The following is a 17150-nucleotide window of genomic DNA, read 5'->3' on the forward strand; positions in this document are numbered from 1 at the left end:
ACCAGCACACAATGATACAAACTCGCGCCCCCCTAATGTCTAAAGAAAAAATCTATGCCTACCTACAGCTGACGCGCTTCGACAAGCCAGTAGGTATTGAGCTGCTCTTATGGCCAACGTTATGGGGGGTGCTGCTAGCAGCAATGGGTCAGGCCCAGCAGCAAGGAGTGACGGCAAGCCTACCCAGTCTTAAGATATTTGTGATATTTGCGCTAGGCGCGACTTTTATGCGGGCGGCAGGGTGTGCGATTAATGATTTTGCCGATCGTAAAGTAGACGGTCATGTGACTCGTACCAAAGGTCGACCGTTAGCCGATGGCCGTTTGTCTGCTCAAGAAGCCATCGCGGCTTTTTTAGTATTGGTAGTACTGAGTGCCAGCCTGCTATTACTATTACCTGTTGCCGTGTTTTATTGGTCACTTGCGGCCGTCGTACTGGCGTTTATTTATCCCTTTATGAAACGCTACACGCATTTGCCACAAGTGTTCTTAGCGGCGGCGTTTGGATGGGCGATACCGATGGCGTATGTGGCGGTGCAAGGCGCCCCTGATGTTTGGTGTTGGCTGTTATTTCTCGCGTATATGTGCTGGACAGTGGCCTATGACACCCAGTACGCTATGGCTGACCGCGAGGATGATTTAAAAATTGGGGTTAAATCAACGGCGATATTGTTTGGTCGCTATGATGTGGTCATTATTTCTGTACTACAGACCTTATTTTTACTAATGATGGGGGCGGTACTGTGGCACTATTTTGCGCCCACCAGCTTGGGCATTACGCCCATATTTGGTTTGGCGTTAGTGGCCATGATGTTTGCCAAACAAAACAGCGCTTGTGCCAGTCGTCAGCCTTTGGCCTGTTTTCAGGCATTTCTAGCCAATATCTGGGTAGGGCGCTATGTCTTTGCGCTCATAGCAGTCGCTTGTATATGGACACGCTTTAATGGATAGATTTTCAAAACTAAAAAAGTCCGCTAACCCTCATCCCTCGGTCATGGATTATCAGGCAAAGCTCGCTGAGCATGGGTTAACACGTGAGCAAGTCATTGCCATCGAGCGTAAACTGGCAAAGTTTGCCAATACGATGGATTCTCTCGTGCGCATTCCTTTTACCAAGCAAGGGATGGGTGCCGATGCGGCGCTTTCAACCATTCCGCTGGCAGGAGATCTAGCGGGGCTGATGTTAACCGGTTATGCCTTTATATTGGGTCGTCAACTGGGGGTGCCCACGCACAAAATGACGCCTGCCGTTAGACTGGCGCTGATTGACATGGTTGTTGGTATCGTGCCTGGGATTGGTACGTTGCTGGACATTTTTATTCGTCCCAGCCGTAAGACCTTGGGCATCGTGCACGAGTATCTTCAAGTTGAGTATGGCATCACTGAAACCATGCATATGGATCGACCATTTTTGCATGAGTCGCTAGAAAATAAGCAGCAGCAAAGTCGTTTTTGGCGCAACCCAGTCATTGCTTGGTTATACTTGCATATTCCTGATATGCTGGGATTGATCGTTATTGTGTTCGTTGCTTGGGGATTGTGGGCCGTTATCAGTTGGCTTGTCAGCCTGTTTGGGCAAACAACGGGATTTGGTTAAGTAAAAATCACCTACTAGTAAGCATAGTCAGTTGAAAATAAAATCGATACGTTAATATCATCGTGTGAATGGGATAAATTTTTCTTGCTTGCTGTTCGCAGGCGTGACAGAGGCTGCAAAAAATTCATCCCATTCACTCTGTATCAGTTTTCAATAGAATCGACTATAAGATGACAATAAAAAGGCGGCAACGATATTTATGGTTGCCGCCTTTTTTTGGTCTGAAATATGGTGGTCATAAAAACGTACGCGCAGTGATTATTCAGTGATGACTTCTGCTTCAGCACTAACGGCATCAAAGCTGGTGACGTTGTTGTTTTGAATAAAATCGATGGTGCCACCACCCGCATGACTGACCAGCTGAATACTCCCATCACTTGAGCGGTAAGTAGGATTGTTACCTTGGCCTTCGGGTGCGCTTAGCGTTATTTTGGGTTTATTGGGTAGCGTCACAATGGCATTAAGCAGGCCCGCTGCTGACGTTTCAAAGACAACGGACAAAGACGCTCCTGCGGCGCTTTTATAGCGCACATCAGTGATTTGTGCGCCTTTGATGGCTTGCTCAGGATTGGGCGCAGCACTAGTATTACTTGATATTGGCTCATTAGTCTCAAGGTTGTCTTCTAGTTGAGTTAGGTTGATATCGCGCTCAGCATCTGGTACGGACTGAGCTGAGTTGCCCGTTGCATTTTCACCATCCGCATCACTCTCAGGCACATTGATATTGGTCGTCACTGGCGTTGTCTGCGTACTTGTTTCAGCGGGCGTCTTATGGGCAGTTTCAGGTTCTAGCGACTCTTGGCAGGCCGTTAGCAGTAACATGCTTAAGAGAGCCGCAAGGAGTGGTTGATAAGTGGACTTAGAGGCTAGAGGGTTGGTTTGACTCTTCATATTAAGGTTTTCGTTCGTTAAGTGCGCTTTACGCGTTGTGTTAGCAGCACAGTACTGTGCCTACAAGTGGTTCATCTACCCTAAGTGCTAACTGTGATCACCAGCTTGCGCTCGCCACCATGTTTTTTCATATGGTCTCTGTGTTCACACAAATAAATACCTTGCCACCTTCCTAATCCTAACCTACCGTTAATCAGTGGAACGGTTAAACTGACCCCAAGCATCATGCTTTTAAAATGGGCTGGCAGGTCATCCGAGCCTTCTAGCGTGTGACGATACTCCGGCTGATTGGCGGGTGCGATTTTATTGAGCCACTCTTCGGTGTCGAGCCTGACATCTGGATCGGCATTTTCATTGATCGTCAGACTGGCTGATGTGTGCTGCAAAAACAGATGTACCAACCCTGCTTTAGAAAAAGGCGGTATCAACTCCTCGAGTGCCTCGTCAATCATTGGGGTGATGATATGAATACCACGCGTATAGGCAGGGAGAGTAAGGGTGGTCTGATGATAGGGCATGTAGCTCTCGCGTTATTACAATCAATATCAATACTACAAGATCGTCGCAGTCGTTGAAAGCGGTGGCACAAATAATTCAAACGCTACTCAAATTTCTCTAATCGAGCGGCGTCTGCAAACGCGTACGATGGGGCGATAGACGTGCCAACATTGCCGTTGATAAAGGTGTAAACGTTCCCAACATCATGTCTGTCAGCGCCTCAGCGCATAGTGGCGCGATGGCATATCCTTTAGCGCCCATCGCGCTCATGACCCAAGTCCGTTTGCTGTCGATTAGTGGGCCCACTATTGGATGATAATCGGGTGTTTGAGTACGAATGCCCGCGCGCCCTTGCCACACGCTAACGTCGGTTGGAATAATAGACGCCATCTCAGGAATGGCGGTCACCAATTTATCGCGGCTAATCTGATGCTCTTCACGGCGGATATTTGTATCGGTGTCATTGCGTATAAAGCTTGCGCCTAATAAAAACTGAGGCTGACATTCTTCAATATCGTTCAGCTGTCCGTCCCCCGTTTGCGCGGTAAACAGCGCACAGTAACCGCTATATTTCAGTGGTATTTTGGGTAATTTCGCGAGTTGCTCAATCGTGGGCGTAAACCAAGAAAGTTGACCACGAATTTTACGGCAATCAAAAATACGTTGGTCTAGCTGATGGCTCTCAAAAGCTGCGCAAATCACCACATTATCAGCAGTCATAGACCGCTCAGAATTGTCCGGATCACTCCCGTGAATACAGACATGGTGCTCTGACTCGCTAATACGATTGACCTTTAATGGCTGAAAGCAGATGAAAGGATGCGTCAGTATGATGTTTTTTAACGCTTGTGGATTGACCAACCCAGACTGTGGTAAGTATAAGTTTTCTGATAAATCTTGCTTTTTTAAGCCAGTAATATTCTGTGCTCGTTCACTAGGTAGCGTGGTGGCCATGTCATCGGGATAATCAGCGATTTGCTCTGGGCCAATATTGGCTTTAATCAGCAGGTCAAGGGCTCCAGTTGGTTCAATTACGGGTGCTAATTGCTGTTTTTCAGCACTTTTATTAAACTGACGATATAGTCTGCTGCTATAAAGATAACCCATCGTATGCAGGTGTTCATCGACATGATGAATCGGTGTCATCTTAGGGGCGAGTAGGGCGCGAGGGTTGCCTGATGCGCCTGCCAACGGAGCAGACTTGTCTAACAAAGTGACGTGAATACCACGATTGGCGAGCGCCCAAGCCATGAGCAAACCTGAAACACCAGCGCCAATAACGACGCTATGAGTGGGCAGACGATCAGCGTTGTCGATAGAGCCTGAGTCGCGGGTACTATCCTCTAAGCTGGCAGCATCAGCCATGATTGCGGTTAGCATCTCACGCTTGCGCCCAAAGCCTTTGACCTTAGTAATTTGAAAGCCACATGCTTTTAACGCACGCTTAACCACACCGGCACAGCTATAGGTGGCCGCAGTCGTAGTGGGACGTGATAAGCGCTGTATTTGGGCAAAGATACTGTCAGCCCACAACGTACTATTACAAGAAGGGGCAAACCCGTCTAAAAACCAAGCATCAACATAGGGGGCAGGTTTAGTCGACTGATCTGATGCCAATTTGCTCAAGCTCTCAGCGGCATCGCCAAACCACATATCCACGGTTAGGTTATCAGCAAAGAAGTTCAAACGATGACAGCCTGCGATAAGGGGCGGGTAAGCTGCTAAAAGTGGCGCAATAAGCTCTGTAAGTTCAGGCGCGCGCTGCCCCCACAAAGCAAGTATCTGCGTTAATTCTACAAGTGGTATAGGGAATTTTTCAGTGGTGATAAAATGCAAGCGTGCGCTCGCTAACTGTGGATGCGTATCGCGCAGCTGACGCCAGAGTTGCCACGTTGCCAAAAGATTTAACCCAGTACCAAAACCCAATTCAGCAATCGTAAAGCATTGCTTCGGTCCAAGCGTTGCCAGTCGTTCTGGCAATTGATTGTGTGCTAAAAACACATGACGTGATTCTGCTAGGCCGTCCGCGTGCGAGAAGTACACATCATCAAACTCACCTGATACCGGCACTCTATTGCCCGTGTCATCCATTTGCCAGTCAATATTGGCAGGAGTAATGATGTTTAAGGGGTCACGATTTGGCTTTTGAGTGGTAGACATGGGGCGTTTCTTAGGAGCGTTGGTGACTTGGGCTTGGTTAAGGGGGCTTAAGCTTGATTAAATATCAGACTGGCAAATACAGCCGCTATATAGAATGCGTTCATAAAAACGGGCAATACTACCAACGTTCACGGCGTACAAACACCAGCCAAGAGATAAAGATACCGACCAACAAACTGATTAAGACAGTAAAGGCACCGTACAAAAACAACTGGCCTTTACTCTCATAGATCAGGATGTTTGCTTGGGTCTGTAAGTCGTTCACTTGGCGTTGAAGCTGGGCGTTACGGCTTAACAGCTCTTGATTGGCGTCAGACAGCGCCTTATTAGAGGGTTGTAACTGTGCTGCTAATAGTGTGTTGACCGTGTTTGGGGCAGCGGGCGTCGGCGTCGCGGTACCCTCTTGTTCTGCTACCGCAGGCGGCGTCGACGAGGGGGCGGCATTATCAGTCGTATTGGCGGTTGGCGCCGCGTACACTGATAGAGTCGCCAATAAGATCACGCTTGCGAAGCCGGTTTGACAGACACGACGGTTTAGTGAAAATAACCCCTGACTCACGATACGGATACCTTTTCTGACGGCTTGTTTTTGGGTAGGGTTTCAGGCTGATTACTAGGTGCTGGTAGCGCTTGAACAAAGGGTTTGACGTCCACATGACTGTAGACGCCATCACGCAAATAGGGTTCGGCGCTTGCCCAAGTCTGGGCGGCATCAAGGGAGTCAAAGTCAGCAATAATCACACTGCCTGACATCTCGTTTTTACCGTGTTCAATGGGGGTTGGTCCGGCAATGATTAATCGTTGCTCGCGTCCCAATGCTTGTAAACGCTCAACATGCTCAGCCCGTGTCACTTGACGTTGCGCACTGCTGCCGGCGACATCGTGACCGATAATGGCAAATAAGGACATGGTGCTTCCTCGATAAATAGGTAAGAATAAAACGCTATCATCCTTAACAACACGTGTAATCAATATTTATGATTAAATATTGTCGGTATTAGAATTTAGAAATAGCTGGCTGTTATAAGACAATATAAAGTAATACAAGTTATTTGACGGTTTTGTCAGTCAGTGCGGGGTTGAGATGCTTTTTTAACACAGCAAACTGGGCGACAACGAATACCAGCATAATTGGAATCCAGCCGTAGGTCTTAAAGTTAATCCATGCCTCATCTGACATCGTAAACGCTGTGATATAATGCAAAAAGCCCATAAAGGCAAAAAATAGGGCCCAAGCGACCGTGAGCTTTTTCCAGCCGCTTAACGTCAGAGTAAATACCTCTTTCATCGCAAGCTGCATCAGAGGCTTATTAATAGCGGCACTGATGAGTAGTGTCAAAGCAAATATACCATTGATAATTGGTGACTTCCAGCGCAGATAAATATCATCGCGCAAGAGTAATGTGCCCCCACAGAACAAGATGGTTAGGAGTAAGACAACCCACTGCTGCTTATCAAATTTGCCTTTTTGGCGGATAAAGTGAATCGCATAAACAACAAGGGTGGCAACGAGCAACGCGCCAGCTGCTGCTAAAATACCGTTATAACGAGCGGCAACAAAAAACGCAATTAACGGGATGAAGTCTAATAAGGCTTTCATAGCAAATAGGATGTCCAACAAAAACGTATGGGGTAGTTTACACGTCTACTGCACCAAAAAAAAGCAGTCAACACTATAATCGTCTTATATACCATACCTTAGCCTTTTTCCACATATTTTGCCGCAGTACTACTCATTGTCGCCAGTACCTTTAACTTGACAACCCACTTAAAATCTTAAGGCCAGCTTTATGAAAATCGATTTACATTGTCATAGTACTTGCTCTGATGGCACCTATAGCCCAACGGAGGTGGTACAACGTGCCCATGCGGCCGGCGTCAATGTATTGGCGTTGACCGACCATGACACGCTGGCAGGAATTGATGAGGCGAGAGCTGTGGCTGCTGCCTGTGATATGCAGCTCATCAATGGCGTTGAAATCAGCTGTGAGCACACGCTAAGCGGTGGTTATGGCAAAAACAAATCCACCAATAAAATCATCCATGTGCTTGGGCTCGATTTTACGGATCGCGAAAAAATGCATGCAACCTTACAGCAGTTGCAAGACAGCCGGGCGTCCCGTGGGCAGCGAATTACCGAAAAGCTCAGTGAGTTATTAGACATCAACTATGACGAGCTATGGCAAGCCGTCCTTGATAAGGCAGGCGGCAATGCACAGGCAGTAGGGCGTGCTCATATTGGGCAAGTATTATTTGAGCGCGGTGAGGTAAAGACCGTCCAAAAGGCATTTGATAAGTATTTGGCTGATAATAAACCCGCTTATGTGGCCATAGAGGCGCTGACGATGCAGCACGGTATCGAGCTGATACATGCTTGCGGTGGTAAGGCTGTGCTTGCGCATCCAACGCGCTATCAGCTTTCAGCGACGAGAGTTCGTAAGCTTATTGAGGAGTTTGCACAACTTGGTGGCGATGCTTGTGAGCTGCCTGCCAACAGCGAGCCGGTAAGCACTCGAAGAATGGTCGATCGCAGTATCGCTGAGCACAATCTTGGCGCATCGATTGGCAGCGACTTTCATGGTAGTAATATGCCGTGGCGGCGTCTAGGTGATGTTCCTGTTTTGAACGCTGAGCAGCAAGGGGTTTGGCAGTCTTTTGCGCGACTGTCTTAGTGACATCTATAACAAATTGTCATTAAGCGTAAATAGCCAGAACGCAGTCTCAACATTGGCACGGATTAAAAGAAGGCGGCATGTGTTGACGCATGAATCAATGAAGCGTATTGATAACTAAGACAAAAGTTGCCACACTAAATATATTAGCTTGCAAAGACAGGACAATTTTACCAATTCTCTGTTAAACACACTCGGTTAAAATGACTAAACTGATTGTTTTAACAAAGATCCGTCTAAAAAAGAGTCGCTGTCAGTGCTATGGTTGAACATTCAAGACCTCTCATAACTCTCACTGTCTGTGGTAGCCCTATTATGGCTGTATCAATATCTCATCTCGGCTACAGAAAACTCTCTCGAGTGATTTTTGGGTGGCAAGCTGCTGATAGGACCTCACTGCTGGCACTGTTTATATTGATGGAAGTTGCCTCACATTGGCTCTGGTGTTTGGTCGTCTGGTGGCGCCAAGATGTGTATGCCCCTTATGTGAATGTGACACTGCTGTACCCTTTATGGATTGGGGTGACACTGATGGGGGCGTACTCTTTTTGGATGGTTAGCCGCTTATCGCCCATTCGAAAAGACAATGACGCGTTGCATCAATGGCAGGCCATCTTAGTGACACTCTACAGCACTTATATTGCTGTGGTCATTGTGGTCATGGGTCATAGTAGTTTGGTGGCTGGGGTTTCGCTGGTCGGTGGGGCGATGTTGGCGATGATGCTAGTACAGCGGCGCTATGTATGGCGCGCGTTTTTAGGGCACGCTGCTGTGATCTTAGCGGTCACTCTCCTGCCTTACTTCGGCGTGACGTTACCCAATCTACGTCAAATGTCCATTAGCTCTTTTCCCTTAGGTACTTATAGCTATCTCACCTATAGTGAGATGACAGCGATCGAAAATGCGGTCTCTGCTGCTGCTTTGCAAAAGGGTGCGCTCAGCTGGGACAGCTTGAGTCAACTGCGCTACTCGTCCGCATTTTTTTGGCGCGCCACTCACATCTATATGGCGCTACCAAAAGCCATTTTTATCATTTATATATTTCGTGCGCTGTTGTCTATATTAGATGAAAGTAAAAAAGAGACGCTACAGCATGCCAATCAAGATGAGCTGACCCAGCTCAACAGTCGCCGTTATGGTTTGACCCAAATGAAACAAGCGTTGAAGTCGGTCGACAATCAGCAAGACTTTAGCGTGATTCTACTGGATTTGGATTGGTTTAAAGACATCAATGACAATTATGGTCACGATGTTGGTGATTTGGTGTTGGCGGAAGTGGCACAGACGCTACGACAGTTTTTCACTGATGAGGCGATCGTTAGTCGCTATGGTGGTGAGGAGTTTTTGATTGTGCTGCCAGACACGAAGCACGATAGCGCCATGCTCATTGCTGAACAACTCAGGCGCAGCATTGCTGAGCAGGTGATAACGGCCGATGACGATATCACCTTTAGGGTGACCGCCAGTTTGGGGTTATATACCCTGACGCATGGCGCGCGTTCCTGCATCAAGCAAGCACACGCAACGCTGGTCCAAAAAGAAGCGGAGAGTGAGCTCAATCAGTCCCAAAAGGTTAAGTTGCGCCCCAATAAACGCGGCGCTAGAAAAATCTTAACCGCGCAGTTGCCTCAAGATATTTGTCAGCGCTTAATCAGCACTGCCGATAAAGCACTGTATGAGGCGAAAGGCCGTGGTCGTAATCAAGTTGTGAGTGCCAATGCGATGTTGGCAGAAGAAGATGTTGGCAGAAGAAAAAAACAGTGTGGAGGCACTTTATAATAACTAAAGGGCTGATGTTACTGACTTTCACACGTTGTCTTTGCCGCTGTGACCTGCTTAATTAGGACGTCAGTTGCTGTACGAAGCTTGCCAAGACGCTGGTCGCAAAGCTACCGGTCGTTAAAGTAAAGCTCAATACAAGCGTCTGCTCGTCTGACCACTCCCAGCTCATTGCGGCAACAGGCAATCGCAGTGGTCGCCGTTGTGCTTTGATATCGCGCTTCTCTAAGCCTGTGGCTAGTTGTGTTAATAGGGGACTGTTCTGCACAGTGTCATTTTCGATGGCTGCCGCTGTGCCACTGACTTTATCGTTACCCACGCCCCATAAAACGCCCGTTGGATGAATGTCACCACTGGCAAGCCGCGCCCGCAGGGTCGCGTCTACGTCTTCACTCGTAAATATCGATCCCGAGCCATCTAAGTTAAACACTTCCCCTGTTAGACCCTCATTCCAACTGTCATCTCTGACTCGTGCTGCCAGTATCTGATTAAATATCAAACTCCGCGCAGCCGATAGCTCCATGGTGTTTTGCTCACGCGGCGCGCGCTTGCGTTTGCTTTTTTTGGGCTGCGGTCGACTGTCTGGTAGAGGCCGCGCAAACAACGCCAGTGCCTCTCTAATATTATTACCGTTACGTCCAAAGCGCTGCGGGCCAAAATAATTGGGCACGCCACTTTTAGCGATGTGCTTTAAATGCTGCTCGACGCTTTGCTTATCAGACAGTCCAGTGTGTTCCTCGTTAGCACTTGCAAACTGGATATTGCGCAAAGTGATGACAAACTCATTGGCTTTGTGGGTGCCGCGATTGAGCTTTTTGTTATGCCACTGTTGGGCGAGAATGGTGACTGATTCATGCTCTGCGACATCTAGCGGGGCAAACTCAGAGGCTGGCAACTGCTTTTTGGGAATGCGCAGGCTAAACCACTGCGTGGTCAATGCATGGCGGTCCTTGAGTCCTGAGTAACCCACATCACGTAATGGAATCTCGGCCCACTCTGAGAGTAATTTGGCAAGATACGCCGTGTTCATTCCTGACTTTTGGATGTGTAGCCATAAATGCTCTCCCTCGCCAGTGAAGTCTAATGGCAAGAGTTCGTTGACCACAAAGTCGGTTGCATAGGCTTTATAACGTGCTTGTTTTAACGGCTGCTGCGTCGGCTGGGGTAGGTGTGCGGTATCAGTGACGGCTGCAACATCGATATTTGAGATATCAAATGCCTCATCCTCAAAAGCAGACGGAGAGTGGGCGGTAGGGGTTATGTTTTTATCTGGAGAAGTCATAAAAGGATCTTTTATTTTGATGATGCGTTTTAAAGAGAGGGCGTAAAAGTAAGAATGAAAAGTCAAGCATTACGTTTTGCAACGCAGTCAGCATACAAAAAAACATCGCGCATGAAGCGAGCTTGCTACTATCAATGCATCGCGTGTGTAAAAAGTCGGTGAAGAAACAATCGGATAAGTTAAAAGTGTCTGGTTCAGTGTGCTTATTTTTAATCCGACTAAAGAGGATATTATTATAACGGTTAAGGACGCATTATGACCAAGGCAATGATCAATACAGTCACTATTAATAAAGCCGATATTCCAAGTGGCGGCATGAAATCTTATAAACAAGATGACGATAGTATCATTTTGGTCACTCGTGATGAGGATGAGTTTAGTGCATTTGATGGCAAATGTCCGCATGCTGGGGCAGACTTAGGCGACGGCTTACGCTGCGGCAATCGCGTGATTTGTCCTTGGCATCATGCGACTTTTGATAGCCGCGATGGCACATTGCTAGAGCCTGTTGCCACTACAGGGCTTACCCAATACGAGCTGACTGATGAGGGTGATAGCTTGACTGTACATACCTCAGCGAGGATAGATAAGACGGTGGCAAATGACAAGCTGGCAGACACACATACTATGATCGTTGGTGGCGGCGGGGCGGGATTTATGACAGCCAATCAGCTGCGCCGTACCGGTTATGCGGGTAAAATCACCATCATTAGTGCGGATGATAAAGCCCCTTATAATCGCCCTTTATTATCCAAAATGTTTTTAACCGGCGACATGGATGAGCAACATTTAATGCTGGGCGGGGCAGACTGGGCCAATAAAAACAACATTGAGCTGCGTTTAAATCAAGTGGTGAGCGAAGTATTGCCGAATGAGTGCGTCATAGTGATGGAAGACAATAGTGGCCATAGCGAACGACAAACCGCCGATTTTTTGGTGGTGGCGACAGGGGCTGAACCCAAGATGCCCTCGTTTGAAGGGAGTGAGCTTAATGGTGTGTATACACTACGCAGTATGAATGACGCCAAAGACATCAAAGCGGCAAGTCGCGGCAAGCACGTCGTTATCGTCGGGACTGGCTTTATCGGTATGGAGGTGGCCTCATCACTGATGCAAGTAGGGGAGATCGCCTCTATTACGGTCGTTGGTCGTAGCGCGCGGGTACTGAGTCATATCGTCTCCGAGAGCATTAGCAACGCTGTGATTGATCTGCATAAAGAAAAAGGTGTTGCGTTTGCATTCGGCGCGGACGTTGACGAAATTCATGAGGACAGTGGTAAAGTCAGCGGCGTAACCCTGTCTGATGGCACCAAAATTGACGCCGATATGGTCATATTAGGTACAGGCGTGGCCCCGCGTACCGCCTTGTTAAATGAGGTCAATGATCCAGATGGCGTGCAAGTAAATGAGCGCCTGCAACTGCGCGATGGCGTTTATGCGTTGGGCGATATCGCCCACGCGACCAACCAGATGGGGCGCATGCGTATCGAGCACTGGCGCGTGGCTTTGCAGCATGGCATGGTAACGGCAGCGGCTATCTTGGAGGAAGATAACGTAAACGTTTTAGAGGAGCGTATTCCGTTTTTTTGGACCGCGCAGTACGGTAACAGCTTGCGTTATAGTGGACATGCGACGACCCATGATAAGGGGATTTTGTTTGGTACACCCAGTAAGTTCGACTGTATCGAATACTACTTTGATGATGAAGAAGAGAACACACGGGCAAGCGCTGCCCTCTCACTGGGACGCGACAAAGAGCTGGTCGCCTTCTCTGAGCTACTCCGCCGTGGTCATGCCCCAACGCGCGCGCAGATTAAGGCTGGATTTGACATTATTGACCAAGCGCATGCGTTATCGCGCTAGCACTCAAAACGGATAAGGATTAGTATTTAGGCGGGCTTAGTGATCTGAGCCAGTTTTTTTTACTATACAGATAAAAAAGGAAAATCATCATATGGATAAGGATTCGGTATTTTTACGTCAGGCCAAAGCGGATGACATGGAGGCACTTGAGCAGTTACTCAACCGTTGTTATCGGCAGACAGAAGGGTGGACCAATGAGGCGGATTTAATCGGTGGTATCCGGATTACGCCAGAGGAGCTGGCGAATACCATTGCTAATCCAACGCATTATCTCTTCGTATACCCAAAAACGACGACAGGCAATCGTGATGGCGAGGAGACAGGTGCGTTATTAGGCTGCATCGCGGTCGATATAAAAGCCAACCATGAGGTGAATAACAGTGTCTGTCATAAAAAAGCCTATATCGGCATGTTTGCGGTCCATCCTGAACTGCAAGGGCAGGGCGTTGGTCATCAGATATTGCAGGCAGCAGAGACGTTTGCAGCGCGCCATTTGCAGACAGAAATGCAAACGCCTCATAAAAAACCTGCGCGTCTGACCATGTCTATATTAAGCCATCGGCCTGAGCTTTTGGCTTATTATCAGCGCCGTGGCTATCAGTTGAACGGTAATAAGATGCCGTTTCCAAATGATGGCAACAATGGCGAGCCAAAGCGTCAAGATTTAGAGTTATTAGAATTAGAAAAATTCGTTCACGCATAAACGTGCGCTTGGTTAACCCCAAAAATGGCCAAAAGTCATAAATAGGCCAATACTCAGCAGGATGAATGCCACAATAATTAAGCGCTTAAACCAGTTAAACGCTGGCAAGCGCGTGGCATTGTCGTCAGACATAAGATAAGCAAATAAAAACAACAAGCTTGCTGCCAAGGTCATGATTCCAAGACCAATCGGTAATATAAACAAGTACACCTGCCACACAGTCATCTCTCAACGATCATTATTAATCGCATCATAGCAGTAACGTGATTGTGCTGTCAGTATGAATAGCACAAAACCAAGCGCGTGCTATTCTCCCGCCAAAAACAGCCCACCCCCTAAACGATCGCCCGACGTCTATAAAACAGTAGGCCAGGAATGGACAAGCCCAGCACCAATCCTGAGGTCACAAACAACGCCTCAAACAAATACACCATCATTTGACTAAACAGCTCATCTGAAAAGCCAAAATAGCCAATCTGCACCATACTGACCATCGCCTTATAAGCGGCGATACCGGGCATCATACAGATGACACTTGGTGAGATTAGGGCTTTGGGCGGTAGGGTATATTTTTTAGAAAAGTACACGCCCAAAAAACTGGCAAGCATCGCCCCAAAAAAGCTAGCCACCACGATGTGTACATGCTGATAGACAAGGGCAGTCTTTAGTCCAAAGCCAAAAGCCGTCATGAGCAAACACGGCAAGATATAGCGTCTGGGGACTGTAAACATAAGCGTCCAACCAAGGGTAATAATGCAAGACAGTACAACGGTTTCAATGAACCACATCTCAAAACCCCCAGTGCTGTATTTGCAGTAAAACCAGCGCCATCACGATGCCAACGCAAGCGGACAAAGTCAGCATATAAGTAAATACCGCACGGCCAACGCCAATATTGACATAGCCTTTTAAGATATCTGAAAAAGAATTGATCAAAGGAAAGCTTGGTACCAGTAGCAGCACGCTGGACGCCACGGCAATATCGGCATTATTACCAATATCAAAATAATAGGTCGTCGCCCCAATTAATGAGGCAATGAACGCGGTCGCGATGACTGCTATAAAGGGATTAAAATGGTGTTTGGCCAGATAAATACGAGTGAACATCGCGACCATACCCGCGATAAACGTCACGGCGGTGATCGACCAACTGCCGCCATTCAGATAGGCAAACGCCGCACAAGACGCACCAACAAACACGCCCACCAGCCAGGTTGGATACACCGTCTTATCTAACTCATCAAACGCAAGCGTGGTGCGGTCAGTCAGTTCAGGCGTGAGCTTATTGTTATCTAGCTTGGCGTTATTTATAACGGCTTCGGTTTTATTGACGATTTGCTGTATTTGCACCAATAAATTGACGTTGATGCTCTGATTGATCGTGTCCCGAGTGGTGGTAATACAGCGTTCATCACAGATAGTGGTCAGCGTTAGGGCGTTAAAATTGAGCGAGCACTCTACGCTGTTCATCCCCAAGGCCAGCCCTAGGCGTTTGGATAAGTCCACCACCACGGCAGACTCAGCACCATATTGCATAAGGAGTAATCCGCAGCGCACGCACAATCGAGTGATGCGCTGCTGCTGGACGTAGCTGATAGAAGTCATGGATTGGATACGCAACTTGGTTATTGATACGCTATTATAAAGGGTCTGGGTACTGACGCGCAGACATTATCAGACATTATATTTGATGCTACTATAAAGTATAAATGGTTTTGGCAAGGAGCATAAAATGCATATCGCTATTTTGACACTGACGTTTTCGTTGCCCGGCTGCGGCTCGTTAAAAGAAAAACGCCAACGTATGGGCGGCTTACATGCGCGCTTTGGCAATACGCCAAGTGTCGCGGTATGTGAGAGCGGCGGCCGCGCGCGCCATGATGCCAGCGAGTGGACGTTTGTGATAGTAGGACTGTCCAAACGTGAGGTTGAGTCGCAGTGCAGCCAAATTGAGGAGAAAATAGAGCGTACGGTAGATGCGCGGGTGATGAATGTTGAGAGGGAGTTTGTTTAGGTAGTTCGTATTTATGGGAAGCTAATCACGCTTTTCGCTCATATCTTGGTCGCCCACTAGAGCGGTGACTAATAGCCAGTAGCATTCCTGTTATATCGATACTGCTCCTAGCTAAGTCACCTCAATCAGTGGTGAACCAAAAATAACCGCTACAATCGAGGCTAAACAGCCCCTCAAGGAGACTTTCATAAATTAATGATACTGCGTGTAAGATGAAATGATGCTTATCAGAAATTAATATTTTTTACATCATCAATTAGCTGAATGATATCATCAGCTGTTTCGGCCACCCACTCTTCGCGACTCTTCTCATTGATAATATCGAAAAAATTATCGTTAGGGTTTTTGAAGTTGACTGGGCGTTGAGGGTAAATCTGACCACCTAAATTCTTCTTTTTGTCTTGATACTTCCAGTTTTTATGTAGTTTCTCAACTCTTCCTTTGAAATCTTTCATATCGCTTGGACATTCTGGAAGACGTCCATCCTTGTCTACTAACGTTATGCTGTAATACAAACGATGATTTAGCTCAATATAACAATAAACTCCTAGGTTATCTTTTTCGATTATTTTATAGCAAAGTCCGTATGTCTTAGCTTTGCCTTTCGTGCCACCCCTTAAGAAGTATTGTTTGACAGCTTTTTCTTGGCTATAGTGAGACAGTTGGTTATCACAGAAAGTAAACTCTAGATTTTTCTCGCTAAAATAAGTCAATAACTTATCCCACATATCATTCTGAATGTTTTTTTGAATAGTTTCAAAGTTTTGGCTTAGTTCATAGACGGTTTTAAAGTTATTATCATCTGCTAGAAAATCTATATATTCTTTTTTCATTTTTGCATCCCTTGTCTGACCTGTAATTCTAGCAACGGTATTGATGTACTGCTCAATAGTCAGTTCTATATGTGGATAATCTGCTACCTTTGCCGTACATAGCGTCAAAAAGTTAAAAATATCTTCCTTGTAGCTAATCACTCCATAGTCATCATTACTAATATCTCCCTGACCATAGGGCGACACATCATCCCCAAAACGATTTAAATACACTATGTAAATATTTTTATCATCATAGCCTAACTCTTGGCAAGCTTTATAATATTTCGCCAATTGACCTTTTTGATCAAAAGCATAAATCTTGTTTTCGACAACAATAACGTTTTTTTTGTTTTTGAGAATGATATCAGCTCTACCATGATCTGGATTACGAAAACTATATTCAATTTCACAGTTGTAGTCATCTTTAGAGCTTAATTTTTCTCGATTCCATTCTTGTGTTGCTATAGCATTATTTAATACTGTTTCAATAAATAACTGTTGAAAATATTCTATTTTATGACTAGCATCTTTATTGAGTAATTCGGCAAGAAAACGAGAGTGTAAACCAACTTCTTCGCCTGTCTTACGTAAGATCGTGAATATATTAAAGTCTAGCTTTGATTTATCATGTTGTTGCTGGAATTCCTGCTCCTTTTTTTGTAAAACTAAAATATTCTGTTTGAAACTATTACTAAGCATAGCCATCTTTCCTAGTGGTTTTAAGTTAGATCCTCAAGTTAAGTCTATCAAACTATAGTCAATCCCACTTAAAAGTGTTATAAACTAATTATCAAACCTAATTGCTATCATAAAGACCATGACTTACTCCCTAGATTTTCGCAAACAAGTACTAAAAAGCTTAGACGAGGGTATGACT

18 protein-coding genes are annotated in these 17150 nt (G+C 46.4%); 7 read left to right on the forward strand and 11 right to left on the reverse strand.

Features of this window, described 5'->3' with window-relative positions; all coding sequences use genetic code 11:
• The first annotated feature begins 11 nt into the window (after window positions 1-11).
• Window positions 12-950: a 4-hydroxybenzoate octaprenyltransferase gene (ubiA, locus tag DVY93_RS11645; protein ID WP_230710921.1), complete on the forward strand. Its 939-nt coding sequence runs from the start codon at window positions 12-14 to the stop codon at window positions 948-950.
• Window positions 943-1596, forward strand: a complete 654-nt coding sequence (locus DVY93_RS11650) for a DUF4112 domain-containing protein (protein ID WP_230710922.1) — start codon at window positions 943-945, stop codon at window positions 1594-1596. The genes ubiA and DVY93_RS11650 overlap by 8 nt, the downstream gene beginning before the upstream one ends.
• 258 nt (window positions 1597-1854) lie before the next feature.
• Here the strand turns inward: DVY93_RS11650 and DVY93_RS11655 are convergent, their stop codons facing one another.
• The 6 genes from DVY93_RS11655 to DVY93_RS11680 form a co-directional block, all read right to left on the reverse strand.
• Complete coding sequence (locus DVY93_RS11655) at window positions 1855-2487, reverse strand: hypothetical protein (protein WP_230710923.1); 633 nt, start codon at window positions 2485-2487, stop codon at window positions 1855-1857.
• A gap of 80 nt (window positions 2488-2567) precedes the next feature.
• A complete protein-coding gene (locus tag DVY93_RS11660) occupies window positions 2568-3005 on the reverse strand; it encodes a secondary thiamine-phosphate synthase enzyme YjbQ (protein WP_230710924.1) in 438 nt (145 codons plus the stop codon).
• A 97-nt stretch (window positions 3006-3102) separates the two neighbouring features.
• Entirely contained in the window at window positions 3103-5145 is a 2043-nt protein-coding gene (mnmD, locus tag DVY93_RS11665; protein ID WP_198333913.1) for a tRNA (5-methylaminomethyl-2-thiouridine)(34)-methyltransferase MnmD, read from the reverse strand.
• Between the two features lie 118 nt (window positions 5146-5263).
• Entirely contained in the window at window positions 5264-5704 is a 441-nt protein-coding gene (locus DVY93_RS11670) for a hypothetical protein (protein ID WP_230710925.1), read from the reverse strand.
• On the reverse strand, window positions 5701-6054 hold the full coding sequence (locus DVY93_RS11675) for a YciI family protein (protein ID WP_230710926.1): 354 nt from the start codon (window positions 6052-6054) through the stop codon (window positions 5701-5703). The genes DVY93_RS11670 and DVY93_RS11675 overlap by 4 nt, the downstream gene beginning before the upstream one ends.
• A 139-nt stretch (window positions 6055-6193) precedes the next feature.
• Complete coding sequence (locus tag DVY93_RS11680; protein ID WP_193004734.1) at window positions 6194-6745, reverse strand: inner membrane-spanning protein YciB; 552 nt, start codon at window positions 6743-6745, stop codon at window positions 6194-6196.
• 190 nt (window positions 6746-6935) lie between these two features.
• Here DVY93_RS11680 and DVY93_RS11685 point away from each other — a divergent pair, with 190 nt between their 5' ends.
• A complete protein-coding gene (locus DVY93_RS11685; RefSeq protein ID WP_198333914.1) occupies window positions 6936-7817 on the forward strand; it encodes a PHP domain-containing protein in 882 nt (293 codons plus the stop codon).
• Window positions 7818-8132: 315 nt separating this feature from the next.
• On the forward strand, window positions 8133-9596 hold the full coding sequence (locus DVY93_RS11690) for a GGDEF domain-containing protein (RefSeq protein ID WP_193004732.1): 1464 nt from the start codon (window positions 8133-8135) through the stop codon (window positions 9594-9596).
• Between the two features lie 61 nt (window positions 9597-9657).
• Here DVY93_RS11690 and truD read toward each other — a convergent pair whose 3' ends face one another.
• A complete protein-coding gene (gene truD, locus DVY93_RS11695; RefSeq protein WP_230710927.1) occupies window positions 9658-10878 on the reverse strand; it encodes a tRNA pseudouridine(13) synthase TruD in 1221 nt (406 codons plus the stop codon).
• Between the two features lie 255 nt (window positions 10879-11133).
• Between truD and DVY93_RS11700 the strand changes: the two genes are divergently transcribed.
• Window positions 11134-12741 carry an FAD-dependent oxidoreductase gene (locus tag DVY93_RS11700; protein ID WP_230710928.1) on the forward strand — a complete coding sequence of 536 codons (1608 nt, stop codon included), beginning with the start codon at window positions 11134-11136 and terminating at the stop codon, window positions 12739-12741.
• Window positions 12742-12832: 91 nt separating this feature from the next.
• Window positions 12833-13444 carry a GNAT family N-acetyltransferase gene (locus tag DVY93_RS11705; RefSeq protein ID WP_193004729.1) on the forward strand — a complete coding sequence of 204 codons (612 nt, stop codon included), beginning with the start codon at window positions 12833-12835 and terminating at the stop codon, window positions 13442-13444.
• 12 nt (window positions 13445-13456) lie between these two features.
• Here DVY93_RS11705 and DVY93_RS11710 read toward each other — a convergent pair whose 3' ends face one another.
• The 3 genes from DVY93_RS11710 to DVY93_RS11720 all read right to left on the reverse strand — a co-directional run bounded on the left by DVY93_RS11710 (window position 13457) and on the right by DVY93_RS11720 (window position 15049).
• Entirely contained in the window at window positions 13457-13669 is a 213-nt protein-coding gene (locus DVY93_RS11710; protein WP_193004728.1) for a hypothetical protein, read from the reverse strand.
• A gap of 110 nt (window positions 13670-13779) precedes the next feature.
• Complete coding sequence (locus DVY93_RS11715; protein ID WP_193004727.1) at window positions 13780-14232, reverse strand: threonine/serine exporter family protein; 453 nt, start codon at window positions 14230-14232, stop codon at window positions 13780-13782.
• Between the two features lies 1 nt (window position 14233).
• Window positions 14234-15049, reverse strand: a complete 816-nt coding sequence (locus DVY93_RS11720; RefSeq protein WP_230710931.1) for a threonine/serine ThrE exporter family protein — start codon at window positions 15047-15049, stop codon at window positions 14234-14236.
• A 127-nt stretch (window positions 15050-15176) separates the two neighbouring features.
• Between DVY93_RS11720 and DVY93_RS11725 the strand changes: the two genes are divergently transcribed.
• Window positions 15177-15458, forward strand: coding sequence for a DUF503 domain-containing protein (locus DVY93_RS11725; RefSeq protein ID WP_230710933.1), 282 nt, complete (start codon window positions 15177-15179; stop codon window positions 15456-15458).
• Window positions 15459-15685: 227 nt separating this feature from the next.
• Here DVY93_RS11725 and DVY93_RS11730 read toward each other — a convergent pair whose 3' ends face one another.
• Window positions 15686-16972 (reverse strand): PDDEXK-like family protein, encoded by a 1287-nt coding sequence (locus DVY93_RS11730; protein ID WP_230710935.1) that lies wholly within the window; start codon window positions 16970-16972, stop codon window positions 15686-15688.
• Window positions 16973-17150 lie beyond the last annotated feature (178 nt).

The organism is Psychrobacter sp. CCUG 69069, from assembly GCF_021023115.1.
In the GTDB taxonomy this organism is placed as follows: domain Bacteria; phylum Pseudomonadota; class Gammaproteobacteria; order Pseudomonadales; family Moraxellaceae; genus Psychrobacter; species Psychrobacter namhaensis.

Excerpts from the sequence above, each read along its gene's own strand:
- DVY93_RS11655 (WP_230710923.1), bottom strand. The coding sequence starts at position 2,487 with ATGAAGAGTCAAACCAACCCTCTAGCCTCTAAGTCCACTTATCAACCA.
- DVY93_RS11685 (WP_198333914.1), top strand. The coding sequence starts at position 6,936 with ATGAAAATCGATTTACATTGTCATAGTACTTGCTCTGATGGCACCTAT.
- DVY93_RS11660 (WP_230710924.1), bottom strand. The coding sequence starts at position 3,005 with ATGCCCTATCATCAGACCACCCTTACTCTCCCTGCCTATACGCGTGGT.
- DVY93_RS11700 (WP_230710928.1), top strand. The coding sequence starts at position 11,134 with ATGACCAAGGCAATGATCAATACAGTCACTATTAATAAAGCCGATATT.
- DVY93_RS11715 (WP_193004727.1), bottom strand. The coding sequence starts at position 14,232 with ATGTGGTTCATTGAAACCGTTGTACTGTCTTGCATTATTACCCTTGGT.
- DVY93_RS11675 (WP_230710926.1), bottom strand. The coding sequence starts at position 6,054 with ATGTCCTTATTTGCCATTATCGGTCACGATGTCGCCGGCAGCAGTGCG.
- mnmD (WP_198333913.1), bottom strand. The coding sequence starts at position 5,145 with ATGTCTACCACTCAAAAGCCAAATCGTGACCCCTTAAACATCATTACT.
- DVY93_RS11705 (WP_193004729.1), top strand. The coding sequence starts at position 12,833 with ATGGATAAGGATTCGGTATTTTTACGTCAGGCCAAAGCGGATGACATG.
- DVY93_RS11730 (WP_230710935.1), bottom strand. The coding sequence starts at position 16,972 with ATGCTTAGTAATAGTTTCAAACAGAATATTTTAGTTTTACAAAAAAAG.
- DVY93_RS11720 (WP_230710931.1), bottom strand. The coding sequence starts at position 15,049 with ATGACTTCTATCAGCTACGTCCAGCAGCAGCGCATCACTCGATTGTGC.
- DVY93_RS11650 (WP_230710922.1), top strand. The coding sequence starts at position 943 with ATGGATAGATTTTCAAAACTAAAAAAGTCCGCTAACCCTCATCCCTCG.
- ubiA (WP_230710921.1), top strand. The coding sequence starts at position 12 with ATGATACAAACTCGCGCCCCCCTAATGTCTAAAGAAAAAATCTATGCC.
- DVY93_RS11710 (WP_193004728.1), bottom strand. The coding sequence starts at position 13,669 with ATGACTGTGTGGCAGGTGTACTTGTTTATATTACCGATTGGTCTTGGA.
- truD (WP_230710927.1), bottom strand. The coding sequence starts at position 10,878 with ATGACTTCTCCAGATAAAAACATAACCCCTACCGCCCACTCTCCGTCT.
- DVY93_RS11690 (WP_193004732.1), top strand. The coding sequence starts at position 8,133 with ATGGCTGTATCAATATCTCATCTCGGCTACAGAAAACTCTCTCGAGTG.
- DVY93_RS11680 (WP_193004734.1), bottom strand. The coding sequence starts at position 6,745 with ATGAAAGCCTTATTAGACTTCATCCCGTTAATTGCGTTTTTTGTTGCC.
- DVY93_RS11725 (WP_230710933.1), top strand. The coding sequence starts at position 15,177 with ATGCATATCGCTATTTTGACACTGACGTTTTCGTTGCCCGGCTGCGGC.